This is a genomic window from Bittarella sp. HCP28S3_D9 (assembly GCF_052065655.1).
GTDB lineage: Bacteria > Bacillota > Clostridia > Oscillospirales > Ruminococcaceae > Bittarella > Bittarella massiliensis.
On sequence record NZ_JBQHTP010000009.1, the window covers coordinates 45,942 to 63,357 of the forward strand.

The following is a 17,416-nucleotide window of genomic DNA, read 5'->3' on the forward strand; positions in this document are numbered from 1 at the left end:
CCGCCGAACGGCGAGCGGGGGAGAGGGCAAATCTTTTTTCTCTCCCTTCGGCCCACCCCCGCCAAATCGTGGTATAATGGGGGCAACCGCAGCCACCCCTGCCGTGCGGCGGGCGGCCTGCAAAGCTACTTGAAGAAAGAGGGAACTTGTCATGCTGGAAAAATTGCCCCAGACCTTCCTCGACTATGTAGAGGAAAACCGCCAGGTCTTGATCGACCTGATCGCCGACCTCTGCGCCATCCCCGCCCCCTCCCACAACGAAGGGGCCCGGGCCGACTTCTGCAAGCGCTGGTTTGAAGCGCACGGCGCCCAGAGGGTGTACATAGACGAGGCCCTCAATGTGGTCTACCCCTACGGCTGCAAGCCGGAGGGGGACGTGATGATCTTCATGGCCCACACCGACACCGTCTTCCCCGATTTGGAGCCCTTTGCCCCCCGCTGTGAGGGCGGCAAGATGTACTGCCCCGGCGTGGGGGACGATACCGCCAACCTGGCCGTGCTGATGCTGCTGGCGGCCTATGTCACCCGCCAGGGGCTGCAGGCCGACTGCGGCGTTCTCTTTGTGGCCAACTCCTGCGAGGAGGGGCTGGGCAACCTCAAGGGCTCCCGCCAGCTGGCAAAGGACTACGCCGGGCGCATCCGCCAGGTGGTCTCCTTTGACGGCTACTACCTGATGCTCTGCAACGGTGCGGTGGGCTCGCAGCGCTACCGGGTCGAGATCAAGACCGAGGGCGGCCACTCCTACGGCAACTTTGGCAACCGCAACGCCATCGCCTGCCTGGCCTCGATGATCGACACCCTCTACACCGTCAAAGCCCCCACCGGTGGGCGCACCACCTACAATGTGGGGACCATCTCCGGCGGCACCTCGGTGAACACCATCGCCCAAAACGCCGAGATGCTCTACGAGTTTCGCTCCGACTGCCGGGAGGACCTGGCCTTCATGCAGAACTTTTTTGAAAAGACCGTCGAGTGCTACCGCGCCATGGGCATCGAGGTGGAGGTCGAGCTGCTGGGCGAGCGCCCCTGCACCGGCGATGTGGACCCCGCTGCCCAGCAGGAGCTGGAGGGCCGCTGCCTCGACGCCATCGAGCAGTTCACCGGCAAGCGCGTCGAGATGCTGGCCTCCTCCACCGACTGCAACATCCCCCTCTCCCAGGGGATCCCTGCCGCCTGTTTCGGGGTCTGTACCGGGGGAGGCGCCCACACCCGGGGCGAGTGGATCGATTTGGAGAGCCTGCCCACCGGCATGAAGATCGCCGGGTCGCTGGTGCTCTCCTATTTCCACAACTGATATTGAAAACAGAGAGAGGGCCGGCCCCAGTCGGGGCCGGCCCTCTTTTTTTGGCTGTCTGCGCTCAACTGGCCCGGCTCTCATCCTCGCCCGACTGCTGCCGGATGAGGGAGATGACCTGGTCGATGGACATCCCCGAGTCGGAGATGGTCTGATAGACAGCGCTGAGCTCTGATTGCTGCTTTTCGCGGACGATCTGCTTGCGGGTCTCCTCCAGCTCCACAATGGTGTTCTTGTGCCGGGTGATCTGGGCCTCGACCTTCATCAGCTCTTCGTCGAAGTTTCGCGCCTTCTTTGGACGTGCCATATTGCGCCCCCTTCCTTCGGATAGCGGTATAGTTGCATTATAGACCGCATTCCGGCGCGATATGCGCCCTTTTTTGTCGCTGCTGGGATTTGGGGCCGCCCCCTAGCGGGCGGTCAATTTCTCCACCAAAAGCCCCGTCAGGGCGTCGACCCCGGCGCGGTCGGTGCCCAGGGCGTAGAGGGCCTCGGCCTGCCGGTGTGCCTCCTGGGCCTCGGCGCAGAGGCGAGCGGCCTCCCGCACCAGCTCTTTGGCCGCCTTTTTGTTGAAGGAGAGGCGGTTGCGGTAGGGGTAGAGGGCGTCCAGATCGGTGAAGCGGCGGCTGTACACGTGGCGAAAGGGGGGGGGCAGCGCCTGGGCGTAGGCGTTTTGCCGCGGTTCGCTGACAAAACAAAGGTCCGCCTCGGGCAGGACCAGGTGCTCCAGCTTGTCGTAGGGGGAGAGGGGGGAGTAGCAGGCGTAGACGTCGTACCCGGCGGCCAGGGCGATCTTGGCCATCCGCTCCAAAAAGAGGGGGGCCGCTGTCTGGTAGCTGTCCTCCAGCAAGATGACCCGGCCAAAGCCCGCCGCTGTCTCGCAGAGGGGCTGGGGCCCGGACGGCGTCAGGTGGGAGAGGAAGCGGTCGAATTTCCGCCCCGCCTTGTCCAGCGGGGGCAGCAACCGCTTGGCGGTGGAGAGGGCGTACCGCTCCAGCTTGGGCAGGTCGAGACAGGGGATCACCACGGCGCTGTTGTCCCGCAGCAGCGAGGCCGCCGCCGAGAGGAAGCGGCCGGAGCGCCGCTGCAGCCGGGCGCTCTCGTCCAGCCGGGCGGTGATCTCCTCCCGGTGGGGGGCGATCACCTCCGGGTCGGTGAAGCGGTAGAGGTCGACAAACTGCTCCGCGAGGGCGGGGTAGCGGGGCACCATCCCGTGGGGCGGGGTGCCGTCCACCACCCCCAGGTGCAGCCCGAGGCAGAGCACGGCGTCGTAGGACCCCGAATCGGAGGCGCAGTGGATGAACTCCACCGTCTCCCCCCGCTCGATTAGGGCCTCCCCCACCCGGCGCAACAGGGTGGACTTGCCGCAGCCCGGGCAGCCGCCCAGTATGTAGGTGGTAAAGGCCGGGTCGCCCCCGTCCAGGGCGCCAAAATAGCTGGCAAAGCCCACCGGGCTGTTGGCGGCCAAAAAGAAGTCCAGCCGCTTTCCCTTGTGATCCATCATGTCAAAACCCCTTTTCTCCGGCGAGGAAAGGTCGGCGGCGCGCCCCGCCCCTCTCGCCGGAAGGGGGGCAGGGGGAAAAGCGCCGCCGGGGCGGCCGCTCGTTTTGCCGCAGGGAAATGGTAGGGCATTCTATTCCTCCCCCGCCTTTTTTGACACCGCCCCGCCGCCACCCTTTCCCGAAAAAATCCCTCTTTTTCCGTTGCAAAGCCGGCGGATTGTGATACAATAAAATAGAGTGTAGAGGCGACTGCCGCCCCCTTTTTGAGAGCGGGGGACCGCCGCTTTTTGCCGCCGCCCGCCGGGCGGATCTCACAGCTATTTCGCCGGGCGCGACCCGGCAGTCAATTGGGAGGATTGCACGATGAAAAAATTCCTGGTGGAGATGTCTGCCCGCCACGTTCACGTGACCGAGGCCGACCTGGAAACGCTGTTTGGCAAGGGCGCCAAGCTGACCCCCAAAAAGGACCTGTCCCAGCCCGGGCAGTTCGCCTGCGAGGAGCGGGTCGACGTGGTGGGCCCCAAGGGCACCCTGCCCCACGTCTCGATTTTGGGCCCCACCCGTTCGGCCACCCAGATCGAGGTCTCGGCTACCGAGGCCCGCAAGCTGGGCGTCGCCGCCCCGGTGCGGGAGTCCGGCGATGTGGCCGGCAGCGCCCCCTGCAAACTGGTGGGCCCCGCGGGCGAGGTCGAGCTGAGTGAGGGCGTCATCGTCGCCAAGCGCCATGTACATATGACCCCTGAGGACGCTGCCGCCTACGGTGTTTCCGACAAGGAGATCGTTCAGGTCAAGGTCGACACCCCTGAGCGCTCCCTCATCTTTGGCGACGTGGTGATCCGCGTCAGCGACAAATTTGCCACCGCCATGCACATCGACACCGACGAGGCCAACGCCGCCGGCAACCCCCGTGAGGGCGAGTTCGTCAAGTAGGCGTTCCCCCCAATCAAGAGCCATTCCGCCCACAGGCGACCCTGCCCGGAATGGCCCTTTTTTGCCCCCGTGTGTCAAAGAAATAACGAGCTGCCGACAGCGTCTTTTCGCTGTGGAAGATAAATTTTGAGGAGGATATGTAACTGTGAGCAGATTTATTGCGGAATTTGCGTGCAACAAACCCGACGACATGATCAAGTTCATCTCGGAGGACTTCTTTTTGAAAGAGGGGTTCGAGGTGGCCAATGTCAAGGGTGAGATCGTCTGGAAGAAGGGCGTCGGCATGATGACCGCGCCCCAGTTTGTCAAGCTGGTCTACGGCGGCGGCAAGGTCCACATCGAGGCCTGGCTGAAATACGCCATCCTCCCCGGCGTCTACGCGGGGGAGATGGGGCTGGACGGCTTTATGGGCGCCCTGCCCAAGGCCAACTTGAAAAAGCGGGTGGACACCCTCATCGGCCTGCTCAACCAGGTCACCCCCGCCGACGCGGTGCCCCAGGGCGCCCCCGCCGCTGCCGTTCAGGGCGCTGCGGTCCCCCCGGCGGGCGCTCCCCAGGGCGCGCCCCAGGCGGCTGTCGCCCAGCCCGCCCCGGTGCCGGTGGCCGTTCACAACCCCACCAGCAAGGCGGTGCTGGCCCTGGTGGTGGGCATCCTCTCCATCCCCGTGTCCTGGTACTTCTCGGCCCTGCTGGGCATTGTCCTGGGGATCGTGGGCATCACCGCCGGCATCACCGGCATCAAGTCCACCTCCAAGGTGATGGCCATCTTCGGCCTGGTGCTGAGCATCATCGGCGCCGCTCTCGGCGCTGTGGGCTGGATTTTGAACATCGTGTTGCTGGCCGCTTAGTCTCCCGTTTGGCCGCGGCCTATTTCCCGCCAAAAAAGGGCGCTCCCGCTGTTGGAGCGCCCTTTTTCGTGGTATAATAGCCACAAAGTGGCGGTGATACCGGGGATGGCCGGGCAGATGTGCAGGCGCCGTTTGCCGCCTGCTCTATGGCCAGGTCCCGCAGCGCGGCTGCAGTGGCGGGACGGCCGGTCGGGCCGTCTTTCCCTGTCCGCCCCGCGCCGGTAAAAACTGCCGCCGCCCCCGTAAAACCGCAGCCGCGGGCGGAAAGCCGCCCACCCACTACAAAAAAACGAGGAGGGGACCCCCTTTGAAACTTGTCACCTGGAACGTCAACGGCCTGCGCGCCTGTATCACCAAGGGCTTTTTTGACTTTTTTGCGGCGGCCAACGCCGACCTGTTCTGCATCCAAGAGACCAAAATGCAGGAGGGACAGGTCCCGATAGAGACCCCGGGCTATGCCCAGTACTGGAACAGCGCCCTCAAAAAGGGCTATTCCGGTACCGCCGTTTTCGCCCGCACCGAACCCCTGTCCTTCACCCGGGACATCGGCATCGACGCCCACGGCACCGAGGGCCGGGTCCTCACCCTGGAATATCCCCAGTTCTACCTGGTCAACGTCTACACCCCCAACTCCAAGGAGAAGCTGGCCCGCATCGACTACCGCATGCAGTTTGAGGACGATTTTCGCGCCTATCTGCACGCCCTGGACGAGAAGAAGCCGGTCATCGTCTGCGGCGACATGAACGTCGCCCACCAGGAGATCGACCTGAAAAACCCCAAGAGCAACCGGGGGAACGCCGGGTTCTCCGACCAGGAGCGGGAGAAGTTCGGCGCCCTTCTCGACAGCGGGTTTACCGATGTCTTCCGCGCCCGCAACCCCGACCTGACCGGCGCTTACAGCTGGTGGAGCTACCGCTTCAACGCCCGCAAGAACAACGCCGGGTGGCGCATCGACTACTTCTTGGTCTCTGCGCGCATTGCCGGGGCGGTGAGAGACTGCACCATCCACAGCGACATCTTCGGCAGCGACCACTGCCCCGTCTCGCTGGAAATCGACCTCTGAGCAGGCCAAAAAGGGAGGGCTGACCGTGGAGAAGATCGCCCTGGCCCCCGCCGCCGCGGCCATCCTCGAGCGGCTGGAGGCGGCGGGCTTTCCCGCCTATGCGGTGGGGGGCTGTGTCCGCGACAGCCTTCTTGGCCGCCCGCCCCACGACTGGGACGTGACCACCGCCGCCCGGCCCGAACAGGTGCTCGCCCTCTTTGGCGACTGCCACCCCGTTCCCACCGGCATTGCCCACGGCACAGTCACCCTCTTTTGGGAGGGGGAGGCCGTGGAGGTGACCACTTTTCGCGTCGACGGGCCCTACCGCGACCACCGCCACCCCGACAAGGTCGCCTTTGCCGACCGCGTCGAGGAAGACCTGGCCCGCCGGGACTTCACCGTCAACGCCCTGGCCTACTCCCCCCGGCGGGGGCTCTGCGACCCCTTTGGGGGGCGGGCGGACCTGCAAAACTGCCTCATCCGCTGTGTGGGCGGACCCGCCCGCCGCTTTGAGGAGGACGCCCTGCGGCTGCTGCGGGCGGTCCGCTTTGCCGCCCAGCTCGGCTTTGCCATCCACCCCGCTACCGCCGCCGCCATGGACGCGGCGGCCGGGCTGCTGTCCGGCGTTTCGGGGGAGCGGGTGCTGGCCGAATGGCGGCGGTTCCTCCCCTGTCCCGAGGCGGGGGCGCTGTTGGCCCGGTTCGGCCCCCTCTTCTGGGCCGCCGTCCCCGCCCTCCGCCCCGCTTCGGGGAGGGAAAGCGGCTGGCTGGCCGCCGCCGAAGCGGTCGAGGCCGCCCCGGCCGACTTTTTCCTCCGCCTGGCCCTCCTCTGTCTGGCCGGGCCGGAAGAGGGGGCCGTCGGCCGCGCCGAGGCCCTGCTTGTCCGTCTGCGCCCCGACCGCCGCACCGCCGGGGAGGTGACGGCCCTGGTCGCTGCCGCCTACGCCCCCATTCCCCGGGAAACGCCCGCCCTCTGCCGGCTTTTGGCGGACAGGGGGCGGGAGGGGGCCCTCCGTCAGGTCGCCCTCTGGCGGGCCACGGGCCGCCTCTCTGGCGGGGAGGCCGAACAGCTCACCGGCGGACTGCTGTCCCTGCTGGAGCAGGGGGTCTGTCTCACCGTTCGGGAGCTGGCCCTTTCCGGCGGCGACCTGCTGGCCCTGGGGGCCGTCCCGGGCCCCCAGATGGGCCGGTTGCAGCGGGCTTTGTTGGAGGGGGTCTGGGCCGGGCGCGCCGCCAACACCCGGGCGTCGCTGGAACCCCTGGCCCGGGCGCTACTAGAAGAGGAGGCCCCCCTCCCATAAGCGCAAAAAAGAGAGGCGCCGCTCGACGCGGCGCCTCTCTTTTTGCTGTCCCTACTTTTTCTCCACGGCGACCCAGATCTCGCAGCAGTAGTCGGGGGAGTCCACCTGGTCGGACGGGTAGGCCTCGAAGTCGGGCCCCCCGCAGGGCTGGTACTCGCTGGCGGGGAAGAACTCGCTGTAGATCCGGCGGTAGAGGGCTTGAAACGCGTCGGGCATGGCCCCGGTGCAGGGGAAGACCACATAGATGTGGGCGGGGATGTCCTCCAGCGTAAAGTCCGCCTCGGCGATGGAGGCGCCGTTGTAGACCCCGCCGATGCCGTAGGGAAAATCCCGGTCGGCCGCGTCCTCGCCGAAACTGGCCCCCAGCAGCCGCTGGCCGAAGGGGCTTTTCTGGTCGGTGTAGCGGCAGAGGGCGGGGATGGTGCCGTCTGCGCCGCACTGCCGCCAGAATGCCGAAATCTCGGCCGCGGTGGTTTCCTCCCCCCGCGGCACCCGCTTCTTTTTGGCGATCATCTGAAAGGGGCCCTGCTTTACAATGCGATAGTCCATGGTCGTTCCTCCGTCTAAAATCAATTTTGCGGAGAGGGGGGAGAAGGTCTTGAGAACGGCGCCACCGGCCTTGGCCTGAGAGGGGGTCACCCCGTGAAAGCGGGTGAAGGCCCGGGCAAAGCTCTCGGGGGTGTCGTAGCCGTATTTCAGGGCGATGTCCAGCACCCGCCGGCCAGTGCCGATCAACTCGCTCCCCGCCAGGGAGAGCCGCCGCCAGCGGATGTACTCCCCCAGGGTGAAGCCGCAGAGGATGGCGAACACCCGCTGAAAGTGAAAGCTGGAGGACAGCGCCTGTTTGGCCACCTCCTCGTAGTCCACCGGTTCGGTGAGGTGCTCCTCCACATAGTCGATGGCCCGCTGTATCCCGGTGATCCAGTTCATCTCCCCACTCCCTTCCGCATGAGACCATGATACCCCTTGGCGGCGCCGGGTTCTTGACTTTCCCTGCGCCGGGGTGTCAGACGATCCCCTCTCCCACTCTACCACACCTGGCCGCCGTGTGGCAAAAAAAGGCCGGCGCGATGGTGCGCCGGCCCGTGAATACGCCCTTTATTTTCCCATGTGGGGCACGTCTTCGCTGTTGCGGGAGAACTTTCGCTTGAACAGGGCGATGAACCCCCGCAGTGAGAAGGGGAGCACCGGGTAGAAGTACCGGTTCCCGGTGATGGTGGGGTTGGCGTAGGCCAGCCAGAGACAGAAGACCAGAACCGGCAAAAAGCCCCAGAGCCCCCCTGCCCAGGCCCCGATCAGCAACAGCATCCGGCAGAACTTGATGGAGTACCCCAGCTCGATGCTGGGCTGGGAGAAGGTGGCGATGGCCACAAAGGCCATGTAGAAGATGACCTGGGGCACCACCACCCCCGACTGCACCGCAAAGTCCCCCAAAATCAGCCCCCCCACAATGCTCAGGGAACTGGCCAGCGCCGTGGGGGTGTTGACCGAGGCCAGCCGCAGCCCGTCGATGGCGAACTCGATGAGGAGCAGCTGCAAAATCAGGGGGATGCCGGTGTCGTTTTGCACCTTGAGAAAGGCGAGGAGGGGCGGCAGGGCGTCCTGATAGTGCAGCAGCACCAGCCAGAGGGGGGTCACCAGCATGGTCAGCAGGGAGGTGGCGATCCGGATCAGCTTCATGTACCACCCCACCAGGGGCGGGAAGTAGAAGTCGTCCGCCTCCTGTGAGAAGTCGGCCAGCCAGGTGGGCAGGATGATGGCGGTGGGGCAGTTGTCCACGATCAGCACCACCCGCCCCTCCACCAACTGGGCGGCGGCCACGTCCGGCCGCTCGGTGTTGCGCACCTTGGGGAAGGGGTTGATGGAGGGCTTTTTCAGCAGCAGCTCCACCAGGTTTTGCTGGTTGATGACCATGTTTTTGGGGGTGAGGGCCTTGATTTTCTCCCGCAGCTCCCCCACCAGCTTGGGGTCGGCCACCCCGTCAATATAGCCCAGGGCCACGTCGGTCTTGGAGGATTCGCCCACCGACAGCATCTCAAAGGTCAGCCGCGGGTCGCGGATGCGCCGGCGGATGAGGGCGGTGTTGAAGACCACCGTCTCGGAGAACCCGTCCCGCGAACCCCGCAGCACCTTGTCCTTCTCCGGCTCGTCGATGCCCCGGTTGGGGTAGGTGCGGGTGTCCATCACCACCGCCCCGGCAAATCCCTCGATCACCAGGACGGAGGGGCCCGACAACACCGCCTGGGCGGCCTCCTCCGGGCGCTCGGTCACCGCGTATTCGGTGTAGGGGAGAAAGCGGCGGCAGAAGTCCTCCAAATCCTCCAGAGCGTCCATCTGCTCCGGGGTGATGGAGAAGAAAAACTGCAGGATGCGCTGGAAGAGGTCGTCCTTCATGAACCCGTCTAAAAAAAAGACCGAGCACTGCCGGTCGCCGATGACCACCGGCTTTTCCAGCAGGTCAAAACTCTCTTTCAGGGGGAGCAGGCGGGCAATTTCCTCACGCTTCAAAACGATCACCTCGATTTCCCCATCAGTGTTCCCCAAACGCGGCTGTTTAACCCATTTTTTTCTGTGACCTCTTTTCTCCCTGCGCCGGCGGGGGCCGCGCTGCAAAAAAAGAGAGGTCGCCTCCCTCTGCGGGGCGACCTCTCTTTTCAGGGCTTTGTCTGGGGTCCAAATGGAAAGTCAACCGACTTTTGCAAGGCCATTGGGCCGCCTTGTGTCCAATAAGGCGCATTTGATCAGCCCAGCAAATGGAGGTTTATCGCTCTACGACAACTGTGAGCATAACCAAATCTTCAGTTCCAGTATTGATAATGCTGTGTTCGGAACCTTTTTTACATATATGACAAGTTCCTGCTGAAAGCATTTCTTCTTTCCCATCACAGACAGCACGTCCTATACCGGAAATGATATAGTTGATGTCATCGCTTGTTTCATGCCGGTGAAAGCCGATGGAACCTCCGGCATGGATACGACAAGGGATGATTTTGCCTTGTTCATCCATAAACATCTTCGCTGTCATTTCTCCTGTCCCGCCGTTCATTCCCGGTACGGTTCTTTCCGGCATCTCATTAAAATTGATAAACATATTAACCTCCACAACGTTTCGTTTGTTGTACGCCTTACCCGCCAAAAGCGCACCGCTCTTTCCACCACCGTACCATATCACCCCGTTTGCTGCAAGGGGTCTGCGGGGGCTCATCTCGGCGACGGGGCGCAGAGAGGGGCGTTGCATCTTCCCCTGTTGACAGCCGCCCCCACTTGCCGTACACTGAAAAAGCCCCCTTGCGGGCGGAAAAGGAGTGGATGAGAGATGGCAAAACCCAGCGACCGCTTTATCGTTGTCTACAAGCAGGGCACCATGAACGTCACCCAAATCTGGGTGGACCGGGCGACGGGGGTCAACTACCTCTTTCACCAAGAGGGGTACTCCGGCGGGCTCACCCCGCTGCTGGACCGCTGCGGCAAACCGGTGATCAGCCCCATCCCCTTCCCGGAAGGACAGTAAAAGAGCCCGCCCCCCTCCAAGGTCGAGAGGTGCGGGCTCTTTTTTCAGCGGGAGAGGCGGCAGAGGGCCCGGTGGGCCAGATACCCCAGCAGCAGTGCGGCCGCTAGCCCCCACAGCGGGGGATGAAAGAGGACGTGGGGGAGGAGAAAGCGGCCCACGGCCGCCAAAGCTAGGCAGAGGACCATCACCCCTGCCCCCATGCCAAAAGAGAGGGTGCGCCGGGTCGTCCCCCTCTCCGCCAGGGGGGTGCGCCCCACCCAGAGGTAGAGGCCCGCCACCGCGGCCGCCAGCACCCCCCAGGTGAGCAGGTCGCCCGCGGTGATGGCCCAGCGCCAGTCGTACGCGCTGCCGTGCAGCAGGGCGTTTGCCGCCTGGCCGATTGCCCCCGAAAAGAGAAAGTCGAGCCCCACCAATAGCAACAGGCCCAGCAGCACCGTGTCCGCCCAGTCGCAGAGGACGGCCCTCCGCCGCTTGCGGCCGGCCCCGGCCAGGATGTCGTCGCAGAAAGCCCGAAAGTCCCGCCCCAGCACCTGCTGCGGCCCCTCGCCCCGCTGTTGGGCCTCCCAGAACATGGCCTTCAGGTCGTCGGCCACCGCCTCCAGCTCTCCCTCGTCCATCTGCTTGAGCCGCAGATAGGTGAGGATGTCGGCCAGGTAGCGCTGGCCCTCCTCGGTGAGACAGGCGACCTCGCTATCTCTCTTCATCTCTGTTTCCCCCTCTCAACAGGCGGCCCACAGCCGCCGCCATCTCCTGCCAGTGCCCCTCGAAGAGGACCAATTCCGCCCTCCCTGCCGGGGTGATGTGAAAGTACTTTCGCCTGGGCCCCGCAGGGGAGACCCGGTGGGTGGCGGCAATCAGGCCGCCCTTTTCCAGCCGCAGCAGCAGGGGGTAGATGGTCCCCTCTGAGATGTCGGCCAGCCCGTACTGCCGCAGCTTCTGCGAGATTTCGTATCCGTAGGTCTCCTCCCGGGAGATGACCTTGAGGACACAGCCCTCCAAAGTCCCTTTGAGCATCTGCGAAGGAATCATCACCTGGCCTCCCTTTTGGTATCTTGCAATGCAATGTACAGAGACTACATTGTATTGCAAGATACTGTTTTTGTCAACCCCTTGCCCCCAAAAGGACAGTGATGCCGATCCCCGTTGGGGGAGAAGGTTTGCCAGTTTGTCCAGCCGCCTTGAGGCGCGCGCATGGGTATAGTATGATGGAAAGAAAATGGGTGCACCCCGGGCGGACAAGGGGAACCCACAAATTGAAATCGGTCGAGATGAAAAAAGAGGGGCGTGTCTGTGGATGGACTACAGAGAACAAATTCACTCTGAACTAAGGCGGATTGCAAGAAAGGTGCCCTATAACCGGGCGGTGATCGGGTGCGCCAACCTCTTTCAGGGGCTGTCCTTTCGCCTGACAAAACTCCCGAGGGGGGTGACCAGCAGACAGGTCGTGATAAAAGGGCACAGAGGGCTTCCCTTAAAGGTAGAGATATTTGAGCCGGAGAATAGAACAGAAAAGCTGCCCTGCTTGATTTATGTGCACGGAGGGGCGTTTAGCTATAGAGCTTCCGCCTATCACAAAAAACTCGCGTCGCTCTATGCGGGGAAGGCGGGGTGCAGGGTGTGTTTTCCAGACTATCACTTGGCGCCGAAATACCCCTATCCAGCTGCCTACGACGATGTTTTGGCCCTGTACAGATGCGTTGTGGACCGTTCGGGGGAGTTTGGCGTGGACAGGGGGAGGATCGGCGTGGCGGGGGACAGCGCCGGCGCGTCGATTGCCGCGCTGATTTGCAACCGCTGTGAACGGGAAGGGCTGAAGCCGCCCTGTGTGCAGATGCTGGTGTACCCTGTGACAGATGTGGAGATGCAGACGGATTCGATGAAACGGTTTTCGGATACGCCGATATGGAATTCCAAAAACAACAGGCGGATGTGGTCGTATTACGGCAAGACCTTGAAGGCGGAAGAGAGGTATGACGCCTCGCCGATGCACAGCCGCTTGCCCCAGGTCATCCCCGACACCTATATTGAAACAGCGGAATACGACTGTCTGCACGACGAGGGCGTTCTGTACGGAGAGAGGTTGCGAAAGGCGGGGGCGAATGTGGAGATAAGCGAGACCAGAGGGACCATTCACGGATATGACTGCGCCATAAACACCAAAATAGCGGCTGAAAATATCGAAAAGCGCATCCTGTTTTTGAGAAAAGGGTTTGGCGGCGGTCCCCCGGCCTGATTGGTTCCAATTTGCCAGGTCGCCTCCCCGCATGGACGCGGGGCGTTTTCGAGCGGGTGGGAACATCGGCAGAGGCCGCGACGTAAAAAGGGGTCTGCCCGCCTGTTTCCCCATTTTGGCGAAGGCGGGTTTGCCAAATCCCAACAGCAGCGCCCTCACTGCAATGGGGGCAAAAAAAGGCCGCTCCGATGAGGAGCGGCCCTTTTTACTGGCAGGGAGCAGGCGGTTACAAAACGCCCAGGGCGTTGCAGATGGTCATGCCGAGCATCACCGCCAGGGTGAGGATGGTGCCAGGGGCCGACAGGTAGGTCGCCGCCTTCTGTGCCGGGGTGAGGACGGTGCAGGGGTTTTCCAGGCGGAAGGTGTCCTTGTGGTTGACCGCCTCGATGACGAAGAGGACAAACCCGCTCACCGCCGCCGCCAGACAGAGGAGGGAGAGGAGCAGGATCGGCAGCAGGTAGGGCAGCTTGGAGAGGAGGTAGGTCATGACATAGCGGCTGCTGCCCCCGCCGGTGAGCACCGACAGGTCGATGTGCCCGGCCAGGATGGACTGGGTGGCGCCGATGAGGTTGATGGAGAGGTGGATCCCCAAGGCCGGCCAGATGGACTGGGCCTTGACCGCCACAAACCCGGCAGCGATCCCCATCATGATGGCGTAGAACAGCTGCTGGTAGTTCATGTGGGTCAAGCCGAAGGAGACGCCCACCACCACAATGGCAAACCAACTGCCAAAGGGCAGGGTGTGGCAGAGAAGGGTCCCCCGAAAAATCAGCTCCTCCATCAGCGGGGCGGCCAGAGCCATGAAGAAGAAGGAGATGAGGGCGTTGGCAAAGCCGGTGTCGGTCACCAGGCTGGGGGCCGCGAGCTCCACCCCGAACAGCAGTTGGATGATGGTGAAGAGAAAGTTGAAGACATAGCTGACGCCGTAGGTGAGTCCCACCCCGATGAGGGTCCACTTGGCGATCTCCTTGCCGCTGGCCTTGGGCTTTGTAAAGTAGGTGCGCACCTTGTGGGGCTGACCGGCGTTGCCGATGAGCAGCAGCAGGGGGGCCATCACCAGGTAGAGCGAGCCGTAGGAGATCAGGTTGGCCACGGTGTCGAAGGCGGTGGTGCTCATCCGCACCCCCAGCAGCTTCATCGCCATCAGCACCCCCAGGGCCACCAGGTTGGTGCCCACCACCAGCAAGAGCAGCAGCAGGCTGTTGCGGTTGGAACAGCGCCGCAGCGCCTTTTTGGCCTGTTTTACGGGGGAGAGAGGGGGGGCGACCGGCGGCACGGGGGGTGTTTCGCCCCCTGCGGTGGGGGGAGGGGGGAAGTCGACGGCCCCTTCGGGGCGGTCAAAGGCCGGGGCGGGGGAGGGGCTCTCCGCCGCCTCCGGCGCGCCGGACGGTTCTCCCGGCTGGGGGGAGAGGGGGGGCTGTGGGGTGAAGTTGGTTTCTTCCATCAGTTACGACCACCTTTGTTGCGGAAAATAAAGTTGTGAGAAAACGCCCTTTTGCGGGCGGTTTTGGCATTTGTCCCCTATTGTAACACCCAAATGTGAACAAGTCCAGAAGATGGAGAAAGTCTTGAAAAACGGCCTGAAAGGGGCTTGTGATGGGCCTCGGCGGACCCTGCGGACCCGGAATGTTAAGGGGGAATTTTGTAGATTTTTTGGCGGGCCCCGCTATTGTTCGGGGGGACCGGCGGGGGAGTCGGGCCCTTCGCTCCCCTCGACGCGCAGCTTTTCGCCCTGGCTCTTGCTGACGATGTCGGTCTTTAGCAGGGAGGCAAAGGAGAGCGCCCCCTCCCCGTATTTGGAGCGCACCCTGTCCATGGCCGTTTCCAGCTGGCGCTGCTTCTCCCGCTGGGCCAGGACCGCCTGGTCGGCAAAGAGGGAGAGCTGCTCCCCGCTGTCCTTCCCGCCCAGACCGGCGGCGGTCACCGTCAGCATCCGGATGGGGGCGCGCAGGTCCCAGTTCTGCCGCACCAGCTCCATGGAGGCGGCAAACAGCTCCCGCGAGAGGTCGGTGCCCCGCTCCAACTGCCGCTGGCGGGAAATCACCTTGAACTGGGGCGATTTGATCTGCACCTGCACCGTCTGGCAGCAAAGGCCGTAGCGGCGCAGCCGGGCCGCCACCGTGTCGCAGAGCATCAGCAGTCCGGCGCGCACGTCCTCCTCCCCCTCCAGGTTGCGGCGGAAGGTGATGCCGTTGCCCACGCTCTTGACCTCCCGCTCGGCCCCGGCGGGGCGCACCGGCTCCTCGTCCTCGCCCCGGGCGTACAGCTGCACCGCCATGCCGGCTTTCCCCAGCAGCCGCTCGATCAGGGTTTCGTCGGCCTGGGCCAACTGGCCGATGGTGTCGATCCCCACACGGGAGAGCTTTTCCGCCGCCACCTTTCCCACGTAGATCATCGAGCTCACCGGCAGCGGCCAGAGGATTTGCCGGTAGTTCTCCCGGGTGATGAGGGTGGTGGCGTCCGGCTTTTTGTAGTCGCTGCCCAGCTTGGCAAAGATTTTGTTGAAGCTCACCCCCACCGAGATGGTCAGGTCGGTCTCCTTTTTCACCCGGCGGCGCAGCTCGTCGGCGATCTGCACCCCGCTGCCAAAGAGGGTCCGGCTGCCGGTCACGTCCAGCCACGACTCGTCGATGGAGAAGGGCTCCACCAAATCGGTGTACTGGCAGTAGATGGCGTTGACCGCCTCTGAAAATTCCCGGTACTTTTTGTGGTGGGCCGGCGCCAGCACTAGCTCCGGGCACTTTCGCCGGGCCTGCCACACCGTCTCCGCCGTCTGCACGCCAAAGGCCTTGGCCAGCTCGTTTTTGGCCAGAATGACCCCGTGGCGGCTCTCCGGGTCGCCGCAGACGGCCATCGGCACCGATCGGTAGGCCGGGTTGAGGGCGCACTCCACCGAGGCGTAAAAGCCGTTGCAGTCGCAGTGCAAAATGACCCGGTCGTCCATCCGGCGCGCCCCCTTTCCCCGGGCGGCTCGCCGCCCTTTTTCACCCCTTATGATACCACAAGCGCGCCGGTTTTGCCCGTAAAAAATAGGGGGCTGTCCTGCCCCCTGTTCGACTGCGCTCAAAATTCCCAGTGGCAGTCCGCCTCCCGCGCCAGTCCCAGCAGGCGGTAGATCCGCTCTACCTGGTCCACCAGCGCCGCTCCCACCGGGTGCTGCTGGTCGGCCAAAAGCACCTCAAACCCCGCGATAAAGCAGACGGGCAGCCAACTGCGAAAACAACTGGTCAGCATCCCTTGCATCCCTTGGTACGCCTTGCGCGCCTGCGGGGTGAGCACGGTGCAAAAATCGGCCTCCGCCACCGGCCAGCAGGCCAGCGCCTCCCGGTCCAGGGAGCCCGCCTTCCACAAAATGGCGTCGTGCAGGGCGGCCCGCCCGCCCTCGTCGTCTGCAAACGGGGCCAGCGCCACCCCCTCCACCCCAAAGGCGACCACTTCCTGCATCCCCGCCAGAATGGCCCCGGCGCTGTACAGGTAGCAGAGGTGGGCCAGCCGCTTTTCAAACAGCGCACAGTATGCTCCGGTCAGCACCCCCTGTTTTTCCACCTGGCGGCGAAAGGCGGCCCAGTCCCGGCCAAAGCCCTGCCGCCGGGCGCGAAAGCAGGCGTCGCGCTCGTCCAGGTAGCACAGCGGCTGCCGGAAGGTTTCCGGCAGAAAAAAGTCTGCTGCCTCGGCCGCGGTCGCCTGGGCCGCACGCCGCCTCCGCTTTTTCCCGTGGAAGGACCCCCAGTGACGCCAATATCCTTTCAACATCTGCAAATCCCCCTGTATTCGACAAATTTTTTATTATTATAGCAAAAAAGCAGAGAAAATACAACTAATATTACGAGTGAATAACTATAGGTATATTTAAGAGACAGTTTGTTTCACCTACGCTTTATAAGTCAATAGTATTTGATGTAAAGTGTGGGTTGTAATATGTTGAAAAGCTTATTGGGCAAGCGGCTTCGCAAAATGAGGAAAGTACACGGTCTCACACAGAAAGAACTTTCAAAAATGATAGGGTTGTCAGTGCCTTCGATTGGGAAGATAGAAACGGGAAAGACTGTACCCGTATTTGAAACTTTTATCAAATTGACAGAGGTTTATGCGGATACCGCAGTTGAGGACATTCTGTGTGATGTTCTGGATGTTGGCATCCTTTACAGAATCAAAGACATCTCGGCGCGCATAGACAGTTTGCCGGAGGCGGAAAGGGAGTATCTGTACGCCGCCGCGCGGTACTTTGTCGGTGCCATGCGAAAGGAGGGAGAGGCAGATGACTAGGGCGGAATTCGGCGAGCGCCTCAACAAAATTCGCAAAAAGACGGGGATAAAAACGGAGCTTTTGGCCGAAAAGACAGATGTCAGTGTCGGTTTTCTCAATGGTGTATTTTCCGGCAAAGCCTACCCCAGCGTGGAGACCTTTGTCAAGCTGGTCAATGTTCTGGGCTGCTCGGCCAACGAGCTGCTCCGGGGCGAGCCCTGGCCGGTGGACGAGACCGCCCTTGATTCGCGGCTGCTGTCGATTAGGGAGCTGCCGCCGGACCGGGCCCGCCATGTCTGCAACGTCCTCGACACCATCCTGACCGATTTGGAACAGGCCAGAGAGTGCGCCCCTTCCGAAAAGTGAATAGCGGCCGGCGGGGAAGTCCCGCCGGCCGTTTTTGTGTCCCTCCCCATTTCGCCCCAACGGAGAGGGGAGGGCCGCAAAAAAAGAGGGAAACCGCTGCCCGGGGAAGGCAGCCGTTTCCCTCTCAAGAGAAAAAGCAAATCGT

19 protein-coding genes are annotated in these 17,416 nt (G+C 63.2%); 9 read left to right on the forward strand and 10 right to left on the reverse strand.

Annotated features, from left to right (window positions below; genetic code table 11):
* Nucleotides 1–151: 151 nt before the first annotated feature.
* Nucleotides 152–1,294, forward strand: coding sequence for a M20/M25/M40 family metallo-hydrolase (locus tag ACTNAU_RS06545; protein ID WP_441097921.1), 1,143 nt, complete (start codon nt 152–154; stop codon nt 1,292–1,294).
* A 64-nt stretch (nt 1,295–1,358) separates the two neighbouring features.
* Here ACTNAU_RS06545 and ACTNAU_RS06550 read toward each other — a convergent pair whose 3' ends face one another.
* Nucleotides 1,359–1,601 (reverse strand): hypothetical protein, encoded by a 243-nt coding sequence (locus ACTNAU_RS06550; RefSeq protein WP_185914900.1) that lies wholly within the window; start codon nt 1,599–1,601, stop codon nt 1,359–1,361.
* Between the two features lie 102 nt (nt 1,602–1,703).
* The gene (locus tag ACTNAU_RS06555; protein WP_441097922.1) at nt 1,704–2,795 is read right to left on the reverse strand and encodes a hypothetical protein; all 1,092 of its coding nucleotides are present in this window, start codon (nt 2,793–2,795) and stop codon (nt 1,704–1,706) included.
* A gap of 364 nt (nt 2,796–3,159) precedes the next feature.
* Between ACTNAU_RS06555 and ACTNAU_RS06560 the strand changes: the two genes are divergently transcribed.
* The 4 genes from ACTNAU_RS06560 (at nt 3,160) to ACTNAU_RS06575 (ending at nt 6,915) form a co-directional block, all read left to right on the forward strand.
* Complete coding sequence (locus ACTNAU_RS06560; protein ID WP_021658625.1) at nt 3,160–3,726, forward strand: PduL/EutD family phosphate acyltransferase; 567 nt, start codon at nt 3,160–3,162, stop codon at nt 3,724–3,726.
* Between the two features lie 145 nt (nt 3,727–3,871).
* Complete coding sequence (locus ACTNAU_RS06565) at nt 3,872–4,573, forward strand: DUF4190 domain-containing protein (RefSeq protein WP_185914903.1); 702 nt, start codon at nt 3,872–3,874, stop codon at nt 4,571–4,573.
* A gap of 307 nt (nt 4,574–4,880) precedes the next feature.
* Nucleotides 4,881–5,636, forward strand: a complete 756-nt coding sequence (locus ACTNAU_RS06570) for an exodeoxyribonuclease III (protein WP_441097923.1) — start codon at nt 4,881–4,883, stop codon at nt 5,634–5,636.
* Nucleotides 5,637–5,661: 25 nt separating this feature from the next.
* Nucleotides 5,662–6,915, forward strand: a complete 1,254-nt coding sequence (locus tag ACTNAU_RS06575) for a CCA tRNA nucleotidyltransferase (protein ID WP_441097924.1) — start codon at nt 5,662–5,664, stop codon at nt 6,913–6,915.
* 51 nt (nt 6,916–6,966) lie between these two features.
* Here ACTNAU_RS06575 and ACTNAU_RS06580 read toward each other — a convergent pair whose 3' ends face one another.
* The 3 genes from ACTNAU_RS06580 to ACTNAU_RS06590 form a co-directional block, all read right to left on the reverse strand.
* Nucleotides 6,967–7,845 (reverse strand): effector binding domain-containing protein, encoded by an 879-nt coding sequence (locus ACTNAU_RS06580; protein WP_441097925.1) that lies wholly within the window; start codon nt 7,843–7,845, stop codon nt 6,967–6,969.
* A gap of 168 nt (nt 7,846–8,013) precedes the next feature.
* Nucleotides 8,014–9,432, reverse strand: a complete 1,419-nt coding sequence (locus ACTNAU_RS06585) for a spore germination protein (protein WP_441097926.1) — start codon at nt 9,430–9,432, stop codon at nt 8,014–8,016.
* Nucleotides 9,433–9,676: 244 nt separating this feature from the next.
* The gene (locus tag ACTNAU_RS06590) at nt 9,677–10,120 is read right to left on the reverse strand and encodes a cupin domain-containing protein (protein WP_441097927.1); all 444 of its coding nucleotides are present in this window, start codon (nt 10,118–10,120) and stop codon (nt 9,677–9,679) included.
* Between the two features lie 111 nt (nt 10,121–10,231).
* On the opposite strand from ACTNAU_RS06590, the gene ACTNAU_RS06595 reads away from it, so the two are divergent.
* The gene (locus ACTNAU_RS06595; RefSeq protein ID WP_441097928.1) at nt 10,232–10,426 is read left to right on the forward strand and encodes a DUF6440 family protein; all 195 of its coding nucleotides are present in this window, start codon (nt 10,232–10,234) and stop codon (nt 10,424–10,426) included.
* A 44-nt stretch (nt 10,427–10,470) separates the two neighbouring features.
* Here the strand turns inward: ACTNAU_RS06595 and ACTNAU_RS06600 are convergent, their stop codons facing one another.
* Nucleotides 10,471–11,130 carry a hypothetical protein gene (locus ACTNAU_RS06600; protein ID WP_185914908.1) on the reverse strand — a complete coding sequence of 220 codons (660 nt, stop codon included), beginning with the start codon at nt 11,128–11,130 and terminating at the stop codon, nt 10,471–10,473.
* Nucleotides 11,117–11,455: a PadR family transcriptional regulator gene (locus ACTNAU_RS06605; protein ID WP_441097929.1), complete on the reverse strand. Its 339-nt coding sequence runs from the start codon at nt 11,453–11,455 to the stop codon at nt 11,117–11,119. The genes ACTNAU_RS06600 and ACTNAU_RS06605 overlap by 14 nt, the downstream gene beginning before the upstream one ends.
* A gap of 265 nt (nt 11,456–11,720) precedes the next feature.
* Here ACTNAU_RS06605 and ACTNAU_RS06610 point away from each other — a divergent pair, with 265 nt between their 5' ends.
* Entirely contained in the window at nt 11,721–12,659 is a 939-nt protein-coding gene (locus ACTNAU_RS06610) for an alpha/beta hydrolase (RefSeq protein WP_441097930.1), read from the forward strand.
* 226 nt (nt 12,660–12,885) lie between these two features.
* Here the strand turns inward: ACTNAU_RS06610 and ACTNAU_RS06615 are convergent, their stop codons facing one another.
* The 3 genes from ACTNAU_RS06615 to ACTNAU_RS06625 form a co-directional block, all read right to left on the reverse strand.
* A complete protein-coding gene (locus ACTNAU_RS06615) occupies nt 12,886–14,103 on the reverse strand; it encodes a CPBP family glutamic-type intramembrane protease (RefSeq protein ID WP_441097931.1) in 1,218 nt (405 codons plus the stop codon).
* Nucleotides 14,104–14,325: 222 nt separating this feature from the next.
* Nucleotides 14,326–15,603: a DNA polymerase IV gene (gene dinB, locus ACTNAU_RS06620; RefSeq protein WP_441097932.1), complete on the reverse strand. Its 1,278-nt coding sequence runs from the start codon at nt 15,601–15,603 to the stop codon at nt 14,326–14,328.
* Nucleotides 15,604–15,722: 119 nt separating this feature from the next.
* Nucleotides 15,723–16,412 (reverse strand): hypothetical protein, encoded by a 690-nt coding sequence (locus ACTNAU_RS06625; RefSeq protein ID WP_441097933.1) that lies wholly within the window; start codon nt 16,410–16,412, stop codon nt 15,723–15,725.
* Between the two features lie 165 nt (nt 16,413–16,577).
* On the opposite strand from ACTNAU_RS06625, the gene ACTNAU_RS06630 reads away from it, so the two are divergent.
* Both ACTNAU_RS06630 and ACTNAU_RS06635 read left to right on the forward strand, forming a co-directional pair.
* Nucleotides 16,578–16,925: a helix-turn-helix transcriptional regulator gene (locus tag ACTNAU_RS06630; protein ID WP_441097934.1), complete on the forward strand. Its 348-nt coding sequence runs from the start codon at nt 16,578–16,580 to the stop codon at nt 16,923–16,925.
* Nucleotides 16,918–17,271 (forward strand): helix-turn-helix domain-containing protein, encoded by a 354-nt coding sequence (locus ACTNAU_RS06635; protein WP_441097935.1) that lies wholly within the window; start codon nt 16,918–16,920, stop codon nt 17,269–17,271. The genes ACTNAU_RS06630 and ACTNAU_RS06635 overlap by 8 nt, the downstream gene beginning before the upstream one ends.
* Nucleotides 17,272–17,416 lie beyond the last annotated feature (145 nt).